This window comes from Aureibaculum marinum (assembly GCF_003813905.1).
Lineage (GTDB): Bacteria > Bacteroidota > Bacteroidia > Flavobacteriales > Flavobacteriaceae > Aureibaculum > Aureibaculum marinum.
Map to the genome: position 1 here is coordinate 118263 of NZ_RPFJ01000006.1, position 22175 is coordinate 140437.

At 31.7% G+C, this 22175-nt stretch carries 22 protein-coding genes; 13 read left to right on the forward strand and 9 right to left on the reverse strand.

Annotation, left to right across the window (positions count from 1 at the left end):
* The first annotated feature begins 1 nt into the window (after window position 1).
* The 3 genes from EGM88_RS05045 (at window position 2) to hppD (ending at window position 2893) form a co-directional block, all read left to right on the forward strand.
* Entirely contained in the window at window positions 2-238 is a 237-nt protein-coding gene (locus EGM88_RS05045) for a NifU family protein (RefSeq protein WP_123896880.1), read from the forward strand.
* A gap of 317 nt (window positions 239-555) precedes the next feature.
* A complete protein-coding gene (locus EGM88_RS05050; protein WP_123896881.1) occupies window positions 556-1722 on the forward strand; it encodes a homogentisate 1,2-dioxygenase in 1167 nt (388 codons plus the stop codon).
* Window positions 1723-1732: 10 nt separating this feature from the next.
* The gene (hppD, locus tag EGM88_RS05055; RefSeq protein WP_123896882.1) at window positions 1733-2893 is read left to right on the forward strand and encodes a 4-hydroxyphenylpyruvate dioxygenase; all 1161 of its coding nucleotides are present in this window, start codon (window positions 1733-1735) and stop codon (window positions 2891-2893) included.
* 250 nt (window positions 2894-3143) lie between these two features.
* Here hppD and EGM88_RS05060 read toward each other — a convergent pair whose 3' ends face one another.
* The 8 genes from EGM88_RS05060 to kynU form a co-directional block, all read right to left on the reverse strand.
* Window positions 3144-4235 carry an amidohydrolase family protein gene (locus EGM88_RS05060; RefSeq protein WP_123896883.1) on the reverse strand — a complete coding sequence of 364 codons (1092 nt, stop codon included), beginning with the start codon at window positions 4233-4235 and terminating at the stop codon, window positions 3144-3146.
* 80 nt (window positions 4236-4315) lie between these two features.
* The gene (locus tag EGM88_RS05065; protein ID WP_123896884.1) at window positions 4316-4837 is read right to left on the reverse strand and encodes a 3-hydroxyanthranilate 3,4-dioxygenase; all 522 of its coding nucleotides are present in this window, start codon (window positions 4835-4837) and stop codon (window positions 4316-4318) included.
* 53 nt (window positions 4838-4890) lie between these two features.
* On the reverse strand, window positions 4891-5676 hold the full coding sequence (locus tag EGM88_RS05070) for an SDR family oxidoreductase (RefSeq protein WP_123896885.1): 786 nt from the start codon (window positions 5674-5676) through the stop codon (window positions 4891-4893).
* 110 nt (window positions 5677-5786) lie between these two features.
* Entirely contained in the window at window positions 5787-7229 is a 1443-nt protein-coding gene (locus EGM88_RS05075) for an aldehyde dehydrogenase (RefSeq protein WP_123896886.1), read from the reverse strand.
* 1 nt (window position 7230) lies between these two features.
* A complete protein-coding gene (locus tag EGM88_RS05080) occupies window positions 7231-7620 on the reverse strand; it encodes a hypothetical protein (protein ID WP_123896887.1) in 390 nt (129 codons plus the stop codon).
* Between the two features lie 2 nt (window positions 7621-7622).
* On the reverse strand, window positions 7623-8027 hold the full coding sequence (locus EGM88_RS05085) for a RidA family protein (protein WP_123896888.1): 405 nt from the start codon (window positions 8025-8027) through the stop codon (window positions 7623-7625).
* 53 nt (window positions 8028-8080) lie between these two features.
* Window positions 8081-9496: an FAD-dependent oxidoreductase gene (locus EGM88_RS05090; protein ID WP_123896889.1), complete on the reverse strand. Its 1416-nt coding sequence runs from the start codon at window positions 9494-9496 to the stop codon at window positions 8081-8083.
* Window positions 9489-10760 carry a kynureninase gene (kynU, locus tag EGM88_RS05095; RefSeq protein WP_123896890.1) on the reverse strand — a complete coding sequence of 424 codons (1272 nt, stop codon included), beginning with the start codon at window positions 10758-10760 and terminating at the stop codon, window positions 9489-9491. The genes EGM88_RS05090 and kynU overlap by 8 nt, the downstream gene beginning before the upstream one ends.
* Before the next feature lie 78 nt (window positions 10761-10838).
* Between kynU and EGM88_RS05100 the strand changes: the two genes are divergently transcribed.
* Entirely contained in the window at window positions 10839-12137 is a 1299-nt protein-coding gene (locus EGM88_RS05100; protein ID WP_123896891.1) for an N-acetylmuramoyl-L-alanine amidase, read from the forward strand.
* 26 nt (window positions 12138-12163) lie between these two features.
* Window positions 12164-12769, forward strand: coding sequence for a hypothetical protein (locus tag EGM88_RS05105; RefSeq protein WP_123896892.1), 606 nt, complete (start codon window positions 12164-12166; stop codon window positions 12767-12769).
* A 3-nt stretch (window positions 12770-12772) separates the two neighbouring features.
* On the opposite strand, the gene EGM88_RS05110 is transcribed toward EGM88_RS05105, so the two are convergent.
* Window positions 12773-14008 (reverse strand): NAD(P)/FAD-dependent oxidoreductase, encoded by a 1236-nt coding sequence (locus tag EGM88_RS05110; RefSeq protein ID WP_123896893.1) that lies wholly within the window; start codon window positions 14006-14008, stop codon window positions 12773-12775.
* Between the two features lie 92 nt (window positions 14009-14100).
* Here EGM88_RS05110 and EGM88_RS05115 point away from each other — a divergent pair, with 92 nt between their 5' ends.
* From EGM88_RS05115 to EGM88_RS05150, 8 genes are all read left to right on the forward strand, one after another.
* Window positions 14101-15630, forward strand: coding sequence for an HAL/PAL/TAL family ammonia-lyase (locus EGM88_RS05115; protein WP_123896894.1), 1530 nt, complete (start codon window positions 14101-14103; stop codon window positions 15628-15630).
* Window positions 15631-15765: 135 nt separating this feature from the next.
* Window positions 15766-16914, forward strand: coding sequence for a WG repeat-containing protein (locus EGM88_RS05120; RefSeq protein WP_123896895.1), 1149 nt, complete (start codon window positions 15766-15768; stop codon window positions 16912-16914).
* A 3-nt stretch (window positions 16915-16917) separates the two neighbouring features.
* A complete protein-coding gene (gene fabG, locus EGM88_RS05125) occupies window positions 16918-17649 on the forward strand; it encodes a 3-oxoacyl-ACP reductase FabG (protein WP_123896896.1) in 732 nt (243 codons plus the stop codon).
* Between the two features lie 14 nt (window positions 17650-17663).
* A complete protein-coding gene (locus tag EGM88_RS05130) occupies window positions 17664-18881 on the forward strand; it encodes a beta-ketoacyl-[acyl-carrier-protein] synthase family protein (RefSeq protein ID WP_123897181.1) in 1218 nt (405 codons plus the stop codon).
* Between the two features lie 8 nt (window positions 18882-18889).
* Window positions 18890-19132, forward strand: coding sequence for an acyl carrier protein (locus EGM88_RS05135; protein WP_123896897.1), 243 nt, complete (start codon window positions 18890-18892; stop codon window positions 19130-19132).
* 9 nt (window positions 19133-19141) lie between these two features.
* Window positions 19142-20020: an LpxL/LpxP family acyltransferase gene (locus EGM88_RS05140; protein ID WP_123896898.1), complete on the forward strand. Its 879-nt coding sequence runs from the start codon at window positions 19142-19144 to the stop codon at window positions 20018-20020.
* Window position 20021: 1 nt separating this feature from the next.
* Entirely contained in the window at window positions 20022-20954 is a 933-nt protein-coding gene (locus EGM88_RS05145; RefSeq protein WP_123896899.1) for a dialkylrecorsinol condensing enzyme DarA, read from the forward strand.
* Window positions 20955-21000: 46 nt separating this feature from the next.
* On the forward strand, window positions 21001-22134 hold the full coding sequence (locus EGM88_RS05150; protein WP_123896900.1) for a beta-ketoacyl-ACP synthase III: 1134 nt from the start codon (window positions 21001-21003) through the stop codon (window positions 22132-22134).
* Window positions 22135-22175 lie beyond the last annotated feature (41 nt).

Sequence of the window (22175 nt, forward strand, 5' to 3'; positions counted from 1 at the left end):
AATGACAGCAGAAGAATTAAAAAGTGAAGTAGAGAAAGCTCTGGCAGAAATTAGACCTTTTTTAGAATCTGATGGCGGAGATATTTCTCTTGTATCAATTGATGACAACATTGTAAAAGTTCAGTTATTAGGAGCTTGTACGGGATGTTCTGTAAATCAAATGACATTGAAAAATGGAGTTGAAGCGACAATAAAAAGATATGCTCCACAAATACAAGAGGTAATTAGCGTAAATTAATTCGTTTATAAATGAGAAATAGCAATACTATTTTTGGTTTTGTTTTTGAAAATTTTAGGGTTTACCCTTAAATTTTTAAATAGGTTATTACTATAAAATACTGATTTTCTTATCTTTTAAAAAAAATCCTTATATTTGAGATTGAACAATAGTTTAATCTATGACTACTTCTTTTACAGAATTATTATTACTTCTTAAGTTTCTAATGAAGCGTAATCCTGAATGAGGTTTATTCAACATAAAACCTTTTTATTGAACTTGTTTTGATTGTTAATTTAACTAAAAAATGAGTTTGTTATAACTAAAACATAATTAATATGCCTAGATATTATAAATTAGGTAAAATACCTCCTAAAAGACATACTATTTTTAAGAGTGATGATGGTGATTTCTATTATGAAGAACTTTTTGGAACTATTGGTTTTGATGGAATGTCATCATTATTATATCATACGCATAGGCCAACGCAGGTTAAAGAAGTGCGTAATTCTTACGATGTTTCGCCAAAAATAGCAGTAGAAAAAAACATAAAATCATTAAGTCTCAATGGATTTAGTGTAAAACCAACTACTGATTTTTTAGAGAGTAGAAAAATAATATTGGCAAATAACGATTGCTATATAGCCTTAGCAGCACCTCAAAAATCGTTACGAGATTATTTTTATAAAAATACAGATTCAGATGAGGTTATTTTTATTCATAAAGGAACTGGGAAACTCAGAACCTTTCTGGGTAATATAGATTTTGAATATGGTGATTATTTGGTAATCCCCAGGGGAATGATTTATCAAATAAATTTTGATACTGAAGATAATCGATTGTTTATTGTAGAATCTAAACATCCAGTGTATACTCCAAAACGATATCGAAATTGGTTTGGACAACATTTAGAACATTCACCATTTTGTGAAAGAGATATGCATCCTCCTAGTGAATTGGAAACTTTTTCGGATAAAGGAGAATTTATTCTTAAAGTCAAAAAACAAGATATGATACACGAATATGTGTATGCAGCTCATCCTTTTAGTGTTGTTGGTTGGGATGGTTATAATTATCCTTATAAACTATCAATTCATGATTTTGAACCCATAACAGGGAGAATACATCAACCACCGCCAGTACATCAGACTTTTGAGACCAATGCTTTTGTAATTTGTTCTTTTGTACCGAGGTTGTATGATTATCATCCTCAGTCAATTCCAGCTCCCTATAATCATAGTAATATTGATTCTGATGAGGTGTTGTATTATGTAGATGGAGATTTTATGAGTAGAAATAACATAGAAAAAGGACAAATTACGTTGCATCCTGCAGGTATTCCTCACGGACCACATCCTGGAGCTATGGAGCGTAGCATAGGTAAAACTAAAACTGAAGAACTTGCTGTAATGGTAGACACTTTTAAGCCCTTGAAAGTAACCGAAGAAGCATTAAAGATAGATTCAGGAAATTACCACACATCATGGTTAGATGAAAATCATTAAATAAAAAAACATGGCAGGTATAAAAAATTTACAAGATTTACAAAATACAGAATACGGTATCAAAAAAATATTTAATGATGCCGAAGATTTTTTACCAATACTAGGTACTGATTACGTAGAACTATATGTTGGCAATGCAAAGCAATCTGCTCATTTCTATAAAACGGCTTTTGGATTTCAATCAGAAGCCTATGCAGGTTTAGAAACGGGATTAAAAGATCGTGTTTCTTATGTGTTAAAACAAGATAAAATAAGATTGGTTTTAACAACTTCGTTAGTTCAAGATGGTGCTATTAATAAACATGTTAATGAGCATGGTGATGGGGTTAAAGTAATAGCTCTTTGGGTAGAAGATGCTACAAAAGCATTTGAAGAAACTACAAAAAGAGGTGCAAAACCTTATTTAAAACCTACTAAAGAAGAAGATGAAGATGGTTTTGTAATTCGATCAGGTATTTATACCTATGGAGAAACGGTTCATATTTTTGTTGAACGGAAAAATTATAAAGGAACCTTTTTACCAGGATATAAAAAATGGGAATCACATTACAATCCAAAACCTGTTGGATTAAAATTTATTGACCATATGGTTGGTAATGTGGGATGGGGACAAATGAAAAAATGGTGTGATTTTTATGCTAAAATTATGGGTTTTGCCCAAATTATTTCCTTTACAGATGATGATATTTCAACAGAATATACTGCGTTAATGAGTAAGGTAATGTCTAATGGAAATGGAAGAATTAAGTTTCCAATTAATGAACCTGCAGAAGGTAAAAAAAAATCGCAAATTGAAGAATATCTAGATTTTTACAATGGTCCAGGAGTTCAGCATATAGCAGTAGCCACAAATGATATTGTAAGAACTGTTAAAGCTATGCGAGAAAGAGGAGTAGAGTTTTTATATGTTCCAGAAACTTATTATGATGATTTGTTAGAGCGTGTTGGTAAGATAGATGAAGATGTAGAAGTGCTTAAAGAAAATGGTATTTTAATAGACAGAGATGAAGAAGGTTATTTATTACAACTGTTTACGAAACCGGTTTTAGATAGGCCTACTATGTTTTTTGAAGTGATACAGCGTAAAGGAGCTCAATCTTTTGGAGTGGGTAATTTTAAAGCTCTGTTTGAAGCTATTGAACGTGAACAAGCCAACAGAGGTACACTATAAAATAATTTTTTATTCCCCTTCTTTAAAAGAAGGGGAGTTTTAAAAGTGAGAAAGTTTTTTGTCAAATTATAAAATTACTTAAGTCACCAAAATAAAGAAAACAATCATAATAATTAGTATTGTTAGGTTCGTTTAAATATTTACAAAATCGAAACTTAGGTTTTTGGCTATTGTTCTCCAAATACTACTGTAAATCTAAAGAGTACAGACTCTAAAAACTATAATTCTTCCGTCAGGGTTATGCGTTCACTTATTCTTTCAATATCCTTTTAATCATTGCATCCTTAGCTTTTTGATCATCACCATGTAACCATTGAATTACGTTGTCTTCCCACATGGCATCTTTTTCCTCTTCTGTAATAATATTTCTATCAATAGCCAAATCTAATATTTTACCAGGATAAGATGATTGTTTTTTACTTTCCATTTCTCCTAACGGATAAGGATCGTCTAAGCCAATTAAAACTTGCTTTGCTCCTTGATTTTCAATTAATAACTTTAAAGAACCTGTATCATGTACTAAAGTGTCAAAAAAGATATTTTTATGTCCAACAGCACTTCTTGGATGATATTTACCTTCAAATAAATCAGGTCTTCCATCAAAACCTTGAATGCGACGTCCTAAGTTCATTTGAGCCAATTGCCCGCCATGAGCGAAACAAGTACGCATGTTTGGATACCGTTCATGATAGCCATTTAATGTAAAAAAATGATAGGCATCTGCACATTGAGCTAACATCCAAATTAGATGAAATCTCCAAGAGGTATTTTCTAATTTTATAAATTTTTCACCATCGTAAGGATGAATTTCTACGGCTAAATTGTAGTTACTAGCCAATTCAAAAATAGGTTCATTTTCTTCATCAAAAATACAACGCCAAGTGCCAATTGTATCCATATAATGTGTTGGTAGACATAGTAATTGCATTTCTAGCTGTTCAACACAACGTTCAATTTCCCAACATGCTCCTTTTACAAATCCAGGATGTACAACAAAGCCACAAGTAAATTTACTCGGATGATCATGTTGGATTCTAGCATTAAAATCATTTTGGAAACGCAATGCTTTTTTCATTTCTTCAACACGCAAACCGTTGCCATATAATTGTGATAAGTTTAATACTACAGCATGGTCTATTTTAAAACGTTCCATCCATGCTAATTTTTCGTGTAAAAAGAAACTGGAATGTGTTACAGGTCTGCTCCAATCTTTTTGTAACATAAATTTCCGGTCCTTATCTACCCAAAAAATACCCTTATCTTTCATGTATTGAGGTATTTCTTCAGGATAAGGCAGTAGGTGTGAATGTCCGTTAATGCGTAATTTTCGTTTTTTTTTCATTTTATAATTCTTACGTAAGTAGAATTTTTTACAATTACTGTTTATAATATACTTACCTTTTTACTAGAATTAATCAATTTTTACTTTTTTGGAGGTTTCATTATCTGACCGCAATTAGGGCATGAGCGTTTTTTCTGATCAGAATAAAAATTATCAAAAATTACAGGCATATCTGTTTCAATATTTTTTAATGTAAAATCTTCTTCGTACAATTTAGTAGTACATTTTTCACAATACCATACTAAAGCATCTCGCATGCCTTCAGGTCTTTTATATTCAATAACTAAACCAACGGTATTGGCACCGCGTTGTGGAGAATGTGGTACTTTTGGAGGCAATAAATAAATGTCACCTTCTTTAATATGTACATCCTTAGGCTCGCCGTTGTCAATTATTTTTAATACGATATCTCCTTCTACTTGATAAAAAAACTCTGGAGTTTCGTTGTAGTGATAGTCTTTTCTGTTGTTAGGGCCACCTACAACCATCACGATAAAATCTCCATCTTTCCAAACTACTTTATTGCCAACAGGAGGTTTTAATAAATGTCTATTTTCTTCAATCCAATTTTTAAAATTTAAAGGAGAAACTAATTTACTCATACTGTCTATTTTTTTACTAAAGTTAATAATTAATTTGAATTTTAAGTTAACTATTAAAGTGACTTTGTTCTTCCTCCATCAACAGGAAGATTAATTCCGTTGATATAACTTGCAGCTTCTGTGGCTAAAAAAGCTACAGCGTTTGCAATTTCACCAGGTTGAGCAAAGCGTTTGGCAGGAATACTATTTTTCATAGCTTTTGAAATCTTATCGGCAGATTTCCCTGTTTTTTCAGCCTTATTATTTATAATTTCTTTTAATCTTGTTGTTGATGTAGCTCCAGGCAGCACATTATTCACAGTTATACCATATTCTCCAAGTTCATTGGCTAAAGTTTTACTCCAATTGGCTACGGCTCCTCTAATGGTATTACTTACTCCTAATCCGTCTAAAGGTTGTTTTACGGAAGTAGAAATGATATTGATTATTCTTCCAAAATCTGCTTCTTTCATTTTTGGAACTACTGTTTGTACCAATATGTGATTAGATTTTAAATGTTGAGTAAAGGCAGTCTCAAATTCTGATAAATTTGCAGATAGAGTGGAGCCACCAGCAGGTCCACCTGTATTATTAACCAAAATGTGATAGGTATCAACTTCCATTAGTTTATGAGCTACTTTTTGGCCTAATTCTATAGGATTTTGAAAATTAGCTACTATGTAAGTATGGTTCTGATAGGTATTTGGTAATTCCATTAATACCTCTTTTAGCTTTTCTTCATTTCTGGCTACTAAAGTAATGTTAGCTCCTAATTCAGCCAATGCCATGGCACAGGCTTTTCCAATACCTTGTGTACTTCCACAAACCAATGCGTTTTTGTTTTCTAGTTTTATATTCATTTGATGTAAAATAGTATTTCCTTTTTCTTGGAAATTTTAAAGTTATTTAATTTTTATTTTTTTTGAGAATTACTAACTTCTTAAGTCTATAATTATACTATAGTAATTAGTTAATATTTTAGACATATATTTTTTGCTTCTGTAAAAAAGTGTAACGCTTCAAAACCTCCTTCTCGACCCAAACCGGAGTCTTTTACTCCTCCAAAAGGTGTTCGTAAATCGCGTAACATCCAAGTATTTACCCAAACAATTCCGGTTTTTAATAAATTAGTAATTCGCATGGTTTTTGATAAATCATTGGTCCATAATGTAGCCGAAAGTCCATATTTTACATCATTAGCTAGTTGCAACGCTTCTTTTTCGTTTTTAAATGGCATTATTGTGACTACTGGACCAAATACTTCTTCTTGATTTATACTACATTTATTAGAACTTACTTCAATTATAGTAGGCTCTAAATAATATCCATGTTCAGAGTTAGCAATTGAAACTGTTTTACCTCCATGAAGTACAATTCCGTTTTCTTTTTTAGCAATATTTATATAGTCTATTACTTTATTGAGATGCTGTTTAGAAACTAATGCACCAATGTCGGTGTCAGTATCTGATGGATGTCCTACTTTTAATGTTTTTACTTTGGCAACAAAGTCCTTTTTAAATTTCTCATAAATTGATGCTTCTACAAAAATACGACTTCCACACAAACAAATTTGACCTTGATTAGAAAATGAAGAGCGTATTGTTGTTTCTAACATTTTTTCATAATCGCAATCGGCAAAGATGATGTTAGGGTTTTTACCTCCCAATTCCAATGATAATTTTTTAAACATTGGAGCTGCTATTTTAGCAATAGTTACTCCTGTAGAAGTGCCTCCAGTAAAAGAAATGGCTTTAATATCAGGATGTTTAACTATGGCTTGTCCTGTGGTATTACCCAATCCATGAACAATATTCAATACTCCTTTTGGAAGTCCTGCTTCATTACAAATTTCACCTAATAAATAAGCTGTCATAGGAGTAACTTCACTTGGTTTTGCAATAACACAATTACCAGTGGCTAGTGCAGGGGCAATCTTCCAAGTAAATAAGTACAACGGAAGATTCCATGGCGAAATACAACCTACAATGCCAATAGGTTGACGCAACGTATAATTGATAGCATTTTGCCCAATGCTCTCATGGCTTTCACTAGCAAACTGTGTAATGGCATTGCCATAGAAACGAAAATTACTTGCAGCTCTTGGAATGTCAACAGTTTTAGCTAATGAGATAGGTTTTCCGTTATCTTTACTTTCTGCTTTAGCAAAGAGATCTAAATTGGCTTCTAATAATTCAGAAATTTTAATAAGAATTCTACTACGCTTTTCTAAAGTGGTTTGTGACCATTTTGGAAACGCTTTTTTTGCAGCTTCTACAGCTATTTCAATATCTTCTGAAGTTGAGTTGGGAATTTGACCATAAACTTCACCATTGGCAGGACAATAATTATCGATCCACCCATTAGAAATTGGGTGCGAATATTCTCCGTTGATGAAGTTTTGAATTTTGGTCATATTATTCTCGTATTACTCTAGTTCTTTTTGGTTTATATTTATCAGGAGTAGAAGTGGTACTAAACGCAATTGGAATTGTGAATTTGATTTTATTATAATTTTTACTAATGTTCTCATCTGAAATTCCACCACCTATATTTAATAAACCAGCAATTTTTAATCTTCCTTCCAAATCATCTTCTTGCTTGTCTTCAACAGCAACTAAAACGTCAAAATCAACGTTTTGAACGTATCTAGATCCATCACTTCTCAACAGTTTCTCTCCCGTCTTACCTATTTCTGTTTTTTCTGGGTTTACAATTACACCTTTATCTTTTAATTCAGTTTGGCTTTCAATAATAGCTTCACTTATTGACGAAATTGTATTCTTAATAAAATCTTTTAAATCCATAATTATAATTTTTTATAAGCCGTTACTTTAATTTCTACTACCAAGTCTGGATGTGGTAATTGATGTACAGCAACAGTTGTACGCGTAGGTCCTGTTTCTATATCAAAAAACTCGGCATAAACTTTATTATAACCAGCAAAATCATTCATGTTTACCAAAAAAGTAGTAACATCAACAATGTCTTTTAGGGTAGCACCTTCATTGGACAAGTTCTGTTCAATATTTTTTAGTACTTCACGGGTTTGTACTTCAATGTTAAGATGTTTGGTCCCCATTTGGTCAATACTATCAACTCCGGCAATCGTATTGTCTGGTCTTCGAGAACTTGTGCCTGAAACAAAAATAAAGTCTCCTACACGTTTGGTGTGTGGGTAAGCTCCTCTAGGGGTTACGTTTTTAGTATTCATAATTTTTTGTTTTAATAACTCTTAAGGGTGCATTCCCTGTGACAATTTATACTTTAAAGTTTTAAATTTCTGGCAATTTTATCTTCTTCTATAATCTCTTCAGTTTCCTTTTGTATTTTATTTAAAATTACAGCTAATTCTTCTTTTGTTGTGTTTTTAGATATTGAAATATCATGATCTGCAATCATATTTAACAAAGCTTTGTCTTGTGCTCTTCCTTGGGTCATCGCTTTATAATAACCAATATTTTCATTAAAAGTGACCAATGAATATTTTGAAGAATATTCAGTTGGAAAGTTTTTTTCTAAGGCCATTTCCAACTTACGCTTTTCTCTAAAGATAGCATTGTTTACGTGACCTTTCATTTCATGAAAATTATCAATGGCTAAATCGGCAATGGCATCAGTATCTATTTTTCTAGATTTTTCAAAAGCTTTAAAAATACTTTCCCAATCTTTACCGTCATCTAAAAACTTGTCAAATTCTACAACATCTTCAAAAGAAGCATTCATTCCTTGACCATAAAAAGGGACAATAGCATGGGCGGCATCTCCTAATAATAGCGTATTACTTTTAAAATGCCAAGGAGAACATTTTATGGTGCCTAAAGGAGAAGTAGGGTTAGTAAAGAAATTATCAACCAAATTAGGCATTAAGTCTAACGCATCTTTAAAGTATTTTTTAAAAAAATCTAATACACGTTCTTTAGTAGTTAAATTATTGAAATTATATTCACCTTCGTTGTAACTTAAAAATAGCGTTACGGTAAAACTTCCATCTAAATTTGGTAGAGCAATAAGCATAAAAGAATTTCTTCCCCAAATATGTAGGGCATTTTTATACGTTTTAAATTCTCCATTTTCGGTTGGAGGAATACTTAATTCTTTATAGCCATGTGTAAGGTAATTTTGACTAAAACTAAATAAGAACTTTTTACCTAAATAATAACTTTTTCTCAAAATCGATCCCGCACCATCAGCACCAAAAATCACATCTGCTTTTTCTACAATATTAGTTTTAGTTTCGTATTGATAAAAATGAGCAGTGGTATTTTCAAAATCTACATTGGTACATTTATGATTAAAATAAATTGTTACATTAGGTAATGCTTCAGCCTCGTTAAGTAACAAAGCATTTAAATCACCTCGAGAGATTGAGTTGATATATTCGTTATCTCTTCCACTATAAGGTGCTAGTATTGTATTGCCTTTTTCATCGTGTAACATTCTGCCCTTCATAGGGATACATAGAGGTTCGACTTTTTTGTCTATACCTACAAGTTGCATTGCTTTTATACCTCGATCTGAAAATGCAAGATTTATTGATCTTCCTGAACTGATATCTACTTTTCTTAAGTCGGGGCGTTTTTCATAAACGGTTACTTTATAGCCTCTTTGACCTAAACGTAATGCGAGGAGTGAGCCACATAAGCCTGCACCGATAATTATAACATTATTTTGTTTAATCATTTAAAATAGTTTTCAATTTTTCTACCATATAATAAACATCTTGATAAGAATTATATAAAGGAACGGGAGCACAGCGAATAACATCAGGTTCTCTCCAATCACTAATAACACCACCTTTTGTTAGTTTTTTATGTAATGTTTTATCGGCATTTTTAACTTGAATGGATAATTGACATCCTCGTTCAGAGGGATTAGAAGGAGTAATTATTTTAATATTAGAATTATTCAGTTTATTTAATAAAAATTCAAAGTACCCAGTTAGTTTTTTCGACTTCTCTACTAATTTATCCATTCCTATTTCTGCAAATATATCTAAAGAAGCTTTTATTGCTGCCATTGATAAAATAGGAGGATTACTTAGTTGCCAGCCTTCTGCACCAGGCAGTTGGTCAAATTCATCACGCATGTCAAATCGTTTTTCTTTGTTGTGGCTCCACCATCCAGTAAATCTATTAAGTTCACGATTGTGAGCATGGCGTTCATGAACAAAACAGCCTGCCAAACTTCCTGGACCCGAATTTAAATATTTGTAAGTACACCAAACGGCAAAATCAGCACCTGAATCATGTAAATTCAATTTGACATTTCCGGCACCATGAGCACAATCAAAACCAACCATAGAATCATAAAAATGAGCCAAGGATGCAATTCGTTTTAAATCGAAAAATTGCCCGGTGTAATAGTTAATTCCACCAATAAGAGTTAATGCAATTTGATCTCCATACAAATCAAAAATAGCTTCTAAATCATCATATCTGGCTAATTCACTTCCTTTTCTAGGTTTCCATAAGATGAGCCCATCTTTTTCGTCTATTCCATGATGTCTCAACTGAGACTCTACAGCAAATTTATCAGAAGGGAAGGCATCAGCTTCAATCAATATTTTATATTTTGTTTTGGTGGGCTTGTAAAAAGACACCATCATAAAGTGCAAATTAGCTGTTAACGTATTCATAACTATAACCTCTATTGGTTTTGCACCAACAATATTAGCCATGTTTTCTGTTAAGAGTTCATGATAATGTAGCCAAGGGTTTTTAGCTTCAGTATGACCTTCAACACCTAACTCAGCCCAATCTTTAAGTTCTTGATTGATATGAGATTGTGTTGTTTTTGGTTGCAAACCTAATGAGTTTCCTGTAAAGTAAATGAGTTCGTTTCCCGCTTCATCTTTTGGAATGTGAAACTGATTTCTGTAAGAAGATAATTTATCCGCTTTATCTTCTGATTGAGCATATTCTAATCCTAATTGATAATCTGACAAGGTTATAAATTTTAAGGGTTAAACAAAAATAAGGATTTAAAAACTAAATAAGTTGTTAGATTAATATATATTCGTGTAATGAAAAAAATACTACTATCCTTCTTTTTGTTTAGTTCTATCTTGGTTTCCCAAGAGTCTAAGACTACGGTGTTAAAAATAAAAAAACAAATTAAAAAGACTTATGTTTCAGAGATTTTAAAAGTTGAGCAAATTGCCAATAACCCTTTTGTAGCTTTTTCTATTCGTTTAACAGGGCATTCTATTTTAAGTTCTATTGAAGCTGCCTATTATAAAGATTTTAATGGAAATTGGAAAATATTTCCTATTGATGAAAATAATTTTGAGGTTAATAATTGGCATGCCATGACCTATTTAGATACTCAGATTGAACAAACGCAAGTAAAAATAGTTTTTACAGAATCTACTTCATTTGACAATATTAAATTCAATTTTTATTACCCTTATAAAACTGAGTTTTTAGAAAAAAAAGTACAAAAGAAAAGTAGTGATATAGAAAGTGTCAGAACTAAAACGTTAGCTTCTTGTAATTGTGCATCGCCAACAGTTATTACAAGAGCTGGATGGTGCCCAAACAATGATTGCCCTCCAAATGCTTATCCGAATGCTACTGACGTTAAATTTTTGATAGTCCATCATACGGCAGGTTCAAATACTTCTAGTGATTGGGCCGCAGTTGTGCGTTCTATATGGAATTATCATGTGAATTCTAATGGTTGGTCTGATATTGGATATAATTTTTTATTGGATAAAGAAGGGAATATTTATGAAGGGAGAGAAGATGATACTACAGGGGCTCATTTTTCAGGGCATAATAGTGGAACCTCGGGAGTTTCTTTAATGGGAACCTATACAACAGTTACTCCTACAACCGTTATGATTGATTCTTTAAAAAAGCTATTGGCATGGAAAGCGTGTGTAAAAAATATTGATCCTACAGCAACGAGTTATCATGCTTCTTCAGGATCGTATATTAAAACAATATCCGGACACAGAGATGGAGGAAGTACTGAATGTCCAGGTCAAAAAGTTTATGATTTGTTGCCAACCATTAGAACAGGTGTTAATAGTATAATGGATAGTTGTAACACCTTAGGTGTTGATAATCAATTGTTAAATAAGGTAAATGTTTATCCTAATCCTTTTAGTGATAAAATTACAATTGAAACATCTTTATTAGATAATGAGTTTTTGAAAATAGAATGTTTTGATATTGCAGGTAAGATGGTTTATGAAAATGAAGATGTTGTAACTAATAATATGTCTGAGGTTGATTTATCGTTTTTGTCAACTGGTATTTATTGGTTGAAATTGAAAATAAATAATAAAATAGCCAATTATAAACTGATAAAAAACTAATTTTGGTAAAAATAAAAACTCAATTAATGAAAAAACAAGCACTAGTGTTCGTGTTTCTTTTAGTAACCTCAATAAATTATGCTCAGAAACCTAAAACTATTGAAGGTAAAACTAAAGATTTAAAAGGAATTACTTCTTATAATTTAGAATTTGATTATTCAGATGTGCAAATTCCTAAATACGATTCGGAAGAAGAATTTTTAAAGGATAAGATGGCTAAAAGAGAAGAAAAAGAAGCAGGCACAGGAGAAAAATTTAAAGAGTCTTGGTTTGCTGATCGTGAAAATAGATATGAACCTAAGTTTATTGAATCTTTTAATAAAAGGTTTACGGATGGTGAGATGAAGGCAGATAAAGAAATGACAGAAGCTAAGTATACTATTAAAATACATACTACGAAGTTGTATGCTGGGTATAATGTTGGAGTTTGGAGGCAGAACGCTGAAATAGACGCAGTATTAACGGTTTATGAAACTGAAAATCCATCTACTGTTTTATGGTCTGGTAAATATGCCAAAGTTCAAGGATATGGAGCTATGGGAAACGATTATAATTCTGGATATAGAATTTCAGAATGTTATGCCAAACTAGCTAAAGAATTTACGAAATTACTCAAAAAGGCTTCTAAATAAATTTTATTGTTGAGACTCCATTCTAATTAAATGAGCCATAGAACTTACCGCTCTATCATGTTTTTTTACAAATGGATTGGTTTCATCCCAAACATAACCGGCTAAAACCGCACATATTTTTTCTTTTATTTCAGGGTTTTCAGGTCTGTGAAAAAATAAGGTTTGTAAGTTTTCTGTGTACCATTCTTTTACATAGGAAGAAAATACATCAACCCCTTTTTTAATGTGATTTGTATATTCATTTTCCCAGTCTACTTTTTCTCCATTGAGTTGGCGAGCCACTAATTTTGCTGCAACCAATGAAGACTCTGTAGCAAATGCAACACCCGATGAAAATACAGGGTCTAAAAATTCAGAACTGTTTCCTGTTAAAGCATAACCCTCACCATAAAGTTGTTTTACCGATTTTGAATAGTTTTTTATACAGATAGGGTCAAATAGAAAATCAACACCCTTAAAACGGTTGTAGTAATGCTTAGAAAGTTTAAGCATTTCTGAGAGCATTTCTGTGGTATTTCCTTTATAAGATTCAATAAATTCGGTTGGACCTACTACGCCAATGCTAGTATTTCCATTAGAAAATGGTATTACCCAAATCCAAACTTGAGGTTTCACCACATCAAAAGTAATTATAGTACCTTCTTTGCCTAGTGGTCTATTACTATCTTTTACGTGGGTAAAAATAGAGGAGTGTTTGGGTAGAGGTGATGGTTTTTCTAAATCTAACAACCTTGGCAATACACGTCCATATCCACTAGAATCAATCACAAATTTGGCATTGATTGTTTTTTCGTTGCCCTGATTATCTTTTATTGTAGTTTTTGAATTTGTGCCTTCAAACTTAATGTCAGTAACAGCCCATTCAAAAGCAATATCAACTCCTTTTCTTATGATTTCATCAGCTAAGGCTTTGTCAAAATCAGCTCTTGGTACTTGCCAAGTCCAATTCCAACCTTCCGTATATTTTTTACTAAAATCAAAAAGACAGACTTCTTCGTTTCGAATAAATCTAGCTCCTTTTTTCTTTTCAAAGTTCATAGCTTCTAAGCAATCTAAAAGCCCAACCTCTTTAAAATGCTCCATAGAGCGTGGTAATAAACTTTCTCCAATAACAAATCTTGGGAATTTAGACTTTTCTATCACCTGTACCGTCAGGCCTTTTTGATGTAAATAAGCAGCAGAAACACAGCCTGAAGGACCGGCACCAATAATTAAAACGTCTACACTTTTTGTATTCATTATTATTTTTAACTAAGTTTTGTGTAAAAATATTAAATTTGTCGCATCATTAGAATATAAAAGTGAATTATTTATCAATAAACCAGCGTTGAATGCTTAATATTAAAGGAGAATTAGAATTAAAAGATTTTTACGAAGTAATTTTTAATAAAAGTAATATTGAGCTCGACAAGACTTTACTAGATAGAGCTGAGGCTAGCTTTAATTTTCTTAAAGACTTTTCAAAGAATAAAGTAATCTACGGTGTAAATACTGGGTTTGGGCCAATGGCTCAATATAAAATAAAAGACGAAGACAGAATTCAACTTCAATACAATTTAATTAGAAGTCATGCCTCAGGTGTTGGTAATCCTATTCCTGAAATGTATGTAAAAGCTGCTATGTTAGCTCGTTTAAATACATTGGGTTTAGGTAATTCAGGAGTACATCCCTCTGTGATTAAATTAATGAAGGAGTTAATTAATAGAAATATAATTCCTTTAATTTACGAACATGGTGGTGTAGGAGCAAGTGGTGATTTGGTACAATTGGCTCATTTAGCTTTGGTTTTAATTGGAGAAGGTGAAGTTTTTTATAAAGGAGAACGATTAAAAACTTCAGAAGTATTTAAAATCGAAAAATTAAGTCCCATTACTGTTGAATTACGAGAAGGGTTAGGGTTAATCAATGGAACTTCAGTAATGACAGGAATTGGTTTAGTAAATGTAATTTATACCAAGCGTTTATTAAATTGGGTTGTAAAATGCTCTGCAGCAATTAATGAAGTAGTTGAGGCTTATGGAGATCACTTATCAGAGCCTTTAAATAATGCTAAAAAGCACAAAGGACAACAAGAAATTGCCAAGAAAATGCGAGAGCATTTAAAAGATAGTTCTTTAATAAGAAATAGGGAAGAGTACTTGTATAATGGTTATGGAGAAAATACAGTTTTTAAAGAAAAAGTACAAGAATATTACTCGTTACGTTGTGTTCCTCAAATTTTAGGCCCTGTTTTAGACACATTAAAAAGTGTTCATAAAATATTGATAGAGGAGGTTAATTCAGCTAATGATAACCCTATTGTTGATGTAAAAAATAAACAAGTTTATCATGGAGGTAATTTCCATGGAGATTATGTTTCTTTAGAAATGGATAAGCTTAAAATTGTTACTACAAAAATGACAATGTTAGCCGAACGCCAATTAAATTATTTATTAAATTCTAAATTAAATGATATATTGCCACCTTTTGTAAATTTAGGCCAATTAGGATTAAATTTTGGAATGCAAGGAGTACAATTTACAGCTACCTCTACTACAGCAGAAAGTCAAACATTGTCAAATCCAATGTACGTGCATAGTATACCAAATAATAATGATAATCAGGATGTTGTAAGTATGGGTACCAATGCCGCATTAATGACTAAAAAAGTAATTGAAAATGCTTATGAAGTAGTGGCAATTGAATTGATAACTATTGTACAAGCTATTGAATATTTAAAATTTCAAGATAAGATTTCTTCTACAACTAAAATTTTATTTGATGCTATAAGAAATCTTGTACCAGCATTTAAAGACGATTTGGTTATGTATCCTTATGTTGGTGCAGTCAAAAAATATCTGATGGAAACAAAAAGTAACTAATTTTTTTTATATTTATCTATAGTAAACCAATTGTAGAGAGTTTACTACTAAATTTACAGTATTTCTAGCGAGTTATATATTAGATGAACCAATCATTAAAATAGTTTCTATTTTTAAATAAAAAACTTATTTATTATGAAAAAAATTTCAGTATTTATTGTGTTCGTTCTAATTTTTCAATTTGCTTTTTCTCAAAAAGCCGCTTTAGTTGTTCAAAAAAAGAAAGTTGGATTTATTAGGCCCGATGGTTCGTGGATAATTGAACCTACCCTTAAAAATGCTGGTAATTTTGCAGATGGGTTAGCACCTTTTAAAGAAGGTAAAAGTTGGGGGTATATTAATGGAGAAGGAGAGGTTGTAATAAAACCAAAGTATGCAAAAGTAAAGAGCTTTAATAGTGGTTTAGCCATTGTGTTGCTAGACAAGGAATGGATGTACATCAATAAGAAAGGTGAAAAAGTTGAAATGCCAGCCTCCAAAGAGCTTTATAGTTTTGAAGATGGAGTAGCATACATTAAGCAAAATGACCTTATAGGTTTGATTAATCCTAAAGGAGATGTTCTTTTAGAGCCTACCTATGATAAAATTTTTGCCTTTAAAAATGGGCATGCCAAAGTGAAAAAAGGTGAATTATATGGCTTAATAAATAATAAAGGTGAAATTGTTTTACCTGTGGAATTTGAAGGTTTAGGGACTTGGTCTGAAGGCAATCTTACTGCTAAAAAAGATAATGTAAGTGGAATGATCGTTGATGGTAAATTTATTGAAGTTGAAGGAGCTTTAAAAATTTGGGACTTTCGGGATGGTGAAGAGCTAACATATGCCAATGATTCTTTAAAATTAGTTGGGTTTATTAATAGAAAAGGGGAATGGGTACTTAAACCAAAGTATAAAAAGGTAAGAGGCTTTTATAACGGTTTAGCTCCCGTAATGACGGAAGATAAATGGGGGTATATTAATACGAAAGGAGAAATGGTTATTCCTGAAACATTTAGAGATGCTGAGATTTTTAGTGAAGATGGTTTAGCTCCTGTAAAAATGGACAAGTTATGGGGGTTTATTGATACAACAGGAAAACTAGTTATTGATTATGAATATGGCATTTCTAATCGAGACCTATTTGCCGTTGGGCTCATTTTTGGAAAAGGCAATGAAAAAGGTTTTTATAACGGTTTAGCAAGGGTTAGTAAGAAAAAAAAATGGGGTTTTATCGATACGAAGGGTAATGTATTAAATAATACTTGGTTTGATAGAGTTGAATCATTTACAGATATAAATAATTAGTTAATGAAGTGTGCATTAGTAACTGGAGGTTCTAGAGGAATCGGAAAAGCAATTTGTAAAAAATTGGCAGAAGATTCTGATTATCATATTTTAATCAATTACAATTCTAATAAAGAAGCTGCTTTAGATACTTTAAAGCAGGTACAAGAGTTAGGTAGTACTGGAGAAATTCTAAAATTTAATGTTGCTGATGCAGCAGCTGTTAAAAAAACTCTCGACAATTGGATGGCTAATAATAAGGATTCAATTATTGAAGTTTTGGTAAATAATGCTGGAATTACCAAAGATGGATTGTTCATGTGGATGCCTGCTGAAGACTGGCACAATGTTATTAATATAAGCCTAAATGGTTTTTATAATGTTACCAATCATTTAATTCAAAAAATGTTAAGCAATCGCTACGGTAGAATTATTAATATGGTTTCTGTTTCAGGAGTTAAAGGTACGCCAGGGCAAACCAATTATTCTGCTGCAAAAGGAGCCATTGTAGCCGCTACAAAAGCCTTAGCTCAAGAAGTTGCTAAACGAAAAATAACTGTTAATGCGGTAGCTCCTGGGTTTATTAATTCAGACATGACAGCTGAACTAGACGAAAAAGAATTAAAAAAGATGATTCCAGTCAATAGATTTGGGGAACCAGAAGAAGTTGCCGATTTAGTTTCGTTTTTAGCTTCAAAAAAATCTTCTTACATTACAGGCGAAATAATTAACATTAACGGTGGTATTTACTCATAATTGTTTAAATGAAAATGAACAGAGTTGTAATTACAGGAATGGGTATTTACTCTTGCATTGGGAGTAATCTTAACGAAGTAAAAGAATCTTTATATCGAGGTAAATCAGGTATAGTATTTGATTCTGAACGTAAAAAATTCGGATATCGTTCTGCATTAACAGGAATGGTAGCAGAACCAGATTTAAAAAAGCTACTTTCTAGAAGACAGCGTGTTAGTATGGGTGAAGAAGCTCAATTTGCTTATGTTTCAACAATTGAGGCATTAAATAATGCGGGTATTACGCAAGATTTTTTAGATAATAATGAAGTTGGGATTCTTTTCGGAAACGATAGTACTGCTCGTTCAGTAATTGAATCTGTAGATAAGGTTAGAGAAAAAAATGACACTACCTTAGTTGGGTCAGGAGCCATTTTTAAAGCTATGAACTCTACCGTAAATATGAATTTGTCTACAATTTTTAAATTAACAGGTGTTAATTTTACCATAAGTGCAGCCTGTGCAAGTGGTTCTCATGCTATTGGCGTTGGTTATCATTTAATAAAAAGTGGACTCCAAGACACTATAATTTGTGGTGGAGCTCAAGAAATTAATAAAATGGCTATGGCTAGTTTTGATGGCTTGGGAGTATTTTCAGTTCGTGAAGATAATCCTTCAAAAGCTTCTCGACCTTTTGATATAGAAAGGGATGGATTAGTGCCTAGTGGTGGGGCAGCAACGGTTATTTTAGAGAGTTATGATTCTGCTGTAAAAAGAGGAGCTCCAATTTTGGGTGAAATTATTGGGTATGGGTTTTCTTCAAACGGAGGTCATATTTCAACTCCAAATGCGGAAGGGCCAACAAAAGCAATGCAAAAAGCCATTGACGAAGCAAAAATAAAAGCCTCTACAATAGATTATGTTAATGCTCACGCTACATCTACGCCCGTAGGAGATGCTAATGAGGCAAAAGCTATTTATAATATTTTTGGAGATAATGGACCCTATGTAAGCTCAACAAAATCAATGACGGGACATGAATGTTGGATGGCAGGAGCAAGTGAAGTTGTATATTCAATGCTAATGATGCAGCATTCTTTTGTTGCACCAAATATTAATCTAAATACACCTGATGATGCAGCAGCAAAATTAAAGATTGCTAAGCATACAATAGATAAAAAAATTGATGTATTTTTGTCAAATTCTTTTGGGTTTGGAGGAACAAACTCAGCGTTGATTATTAAAAAAATATAACCATGGAAATGATGAAAGAAGAAATCATTAGTAAGATTAATGATTTTCTTATTGATGAGTTTGAAGTAGAAGCGGAAGATATTAGTCCTGACGCTAATTTGAAAGATACCTTAGAATTAGATAGTTTAGACTTTGTTGATTTAGTAGTAGCAGTTGAATCTAATTTTGGGGTGAAATTAGTAGGAGAAGATTTTGTTGGTATTAATACACTTCAAGATTTTTACAATCTTATAGAAAGAAAGTTAGGTTAAAAATCTACTATGGCTCAATGGGAAGGAAAATCCAGAGGTACCGTTTTAGGCTATAAAATTTTTATTTTTTTTATGAAAAAGTTGGGCTTAAGTTCAGCTTATTTTATACTCTATTTTGTAGCTTTTTATTTTTTGTTTTTTTCTCCTAAAGGTACTAAATCGTCGTATTATTATTTTAGGCAAAGACTACATTATAATGCTTTAAAAAGTATTTATAGTGTATATCGTAGTTATTACAAATTCGGTCAAACTATTATTGATAAAGTAGCAATTAAGTCAGGGTTAAGAAACAGATTTACTTATCATTTTGATGGTATTGATAGCCTAAAGCAGTTAATTGCAGATAAAAAAGGAGGAATTTTAATCAGTGCCCATGTAGGTAATTTTGAAATCGCAGATTTTTTTTTAAAAGAAATCGATTTTAATTCAGAAATGAATATTGTTACTACTGACCAAGAACATAGTGATATTAAAGAATATTTAGAGTCTGTTTCGCAAAAGTCACCTGTAAAATTAATCTTGATAAAAGAAGATTTTTCTCATATATTTGATATTAATGCAGCATTGGCAAAAAATGAATTGATTTGTTTTACCGGTGATAGATATTTTGATGGTACTCGTTCTTTAGAGGAAGATTTACTTGGTGAAAAGGCAAAATTTCCTGCTGGTCCATTTTTATTAGCTTCGCGACTTAAAGTACCAGTTGCTTTTGTATATGTAATGAAAGAAACGAATAAACATTATCATCTATTTACAAGATTAGCAACTGCAAAAAAAAGAGATGCTCAAGGGTTATTACAAAATTATACTGAAAGTATAGAATGGATTTTAAAACAATATCCGTTGCAATGGTTTAATTATTTTGATTTTTGGGATAAAATAAAATAGAATGAAGAAAAATGTACTTGTTGTTTATTATACTCAATCTGGACAGCTTTTAGAAATTGCCCAAAATGTGGTTAAAGAATTAGAAAGTTCAGGTAAAGTTAACGTTACCTATTATCAAATTAAACCAGTAGAAGAATTTGGTTTTCCGTGGAAAGCTAATAATTTTTATGATGTTTTTCCTGAATCTTTTTTACAAATTCCATGTAAATTAAAACAGCCCAGTTCTGAAGTTATTTCTAAAAAGTACGATTTAGTTATTTTAGCTTATCAAGTTTGGTATTTAACACCTTCTGTTCCGGTAAATTCATTTTTAAAATCAGAACAAGCTAAGAAGTTGCTAAAAAACACACCTGTTATCACACTTATTGCGTGTAGAAATATGTGGATAAAGGCTCAAGAAAAAATGAAGCATTTATTACTTGAAAATCAGGCTAAACTCGTTGGTAATATTGCACTGGTTGATAGAAATATTAATCATATCAGTGTTATTACAATTGAAAAATGGATGTTGAGTGGTAAAAAAGAGAAATACTTAGGTCTTTTTCCAAAACCAGGTGTTTCTCAAAAAGATATTGATGAGTCAGTTAAATTTGGTACCCCTATTTTAGAAAGTCTTATTCATAATGATTTCAATCATTTACAAGACAATTTGTTAAAAATAGGAGCTGTGGAGGTAAAGCCATTTTTAATTACAATGGATAAAAGAGCGAATGTTATTTTTGATAAATGGGCCAATTTTCTCATTAAAAAAGGAATGCCAGGAGACCCTAAACGGCTAAAATGGGTCAGGGTGTTTGATAAATACTTAAAATTTGCTATTTGGTTCTTTGGTCCTATACTTTTTATTGTATTTTTGTTGACTTACTTGCCCTTAATGGGTAAAATTAAAAAGGATCAAAAATATTATGCATCTGTTACGCTAAAAGAAGTGTAGTATGCAGAATTTTTTTTGGTGCTCTAAAAAAATGTATTTTTAAATAATGAATGACGTTTACATAACTCGAATTGCTAAGTATTTACCTAATAATCCCGTTTCTAACGATGAAATGGAGAAGAAATTAGGTCTTCTAAATGGTAAATCTTCAAAAGCAAAAGGAATAGTTCTCCGCAATAATAAAATTAAAACAAGGTATTATGCCATTGATGATAATGGTAATATTACGCATAATAATGCTCAGTTGACAAAAGAGGCAATAGAATCTTTATGTGATAATGATTTTACTGTACAAGATATTGAGTTGTTGTCTTGTGGAACCTCTAGTCCTGATCAGATTTTACCATCACATACAGCAATGGTTCATGGGTTTCTAAAAAATAGAAATTTAGAGATAAATTCACCGTCTGGTGCTTGTTGTGCAGGAATGAATGCTTTTAAATATGCATATTTGTCAGTAAAAGCGAAACAAGTAAATAATGCAGTTTGTGCAGGGTCTGAAAGAACATCTTCATGGATGATGGCCAATACCTTTTCTGAAGAAGTAAATCATTTACTATCTTTAGAAGAACAACCTATTATTGCTTTTAATAAAGAGTTTTTAAGATGGATGCTTTCTGACGGAGCAGGTGCTTTTTTATTAGAAAGTGAACCAAAAGGAAAATATCCATTAAAAATTGAATGGATAGAAGGTTATTCTTATGCTCATGAATTAGAAACATGTATGTATGCAGGTGGTGATAAATTGGAAAATGGAGAATTAAAACCTTGGAGTGAGTATTCGGCAAATGAATGGAGTGAAAAATCTTTATTTGCAATGAAACAAGATGTGAAGTTGCTAAGTGAAAATGTTTTAGTAAAAGGAGTAGATAGTTTAAAAAAAGCTCTTGATAAACATAATGTAACCCCTGAAGATTTAACTTATTATTTACCTCATATTTCTTCTTACTATTTTAAGGATAAATTATATGAAGAAATGGTTCGTCAAGATTTTGTAGTTCCAAAGGATAAATGGTTTATGAATTTAGAAAAGGTAGGTAACGTTGGAGCTGCCTCTATTTATATTATGTTAGAAGAATTGGTTACTTCAGGTAAATTAAAGAAAGGCGATAAAATTTTATTGCACGTACCAGAAAGTGCCAGATTTGCATATAATTATGCTCTTTTAACTGTTTGCTAAGTTGGAAAATAAATTAATTAATATACCAATATTTGATTTAA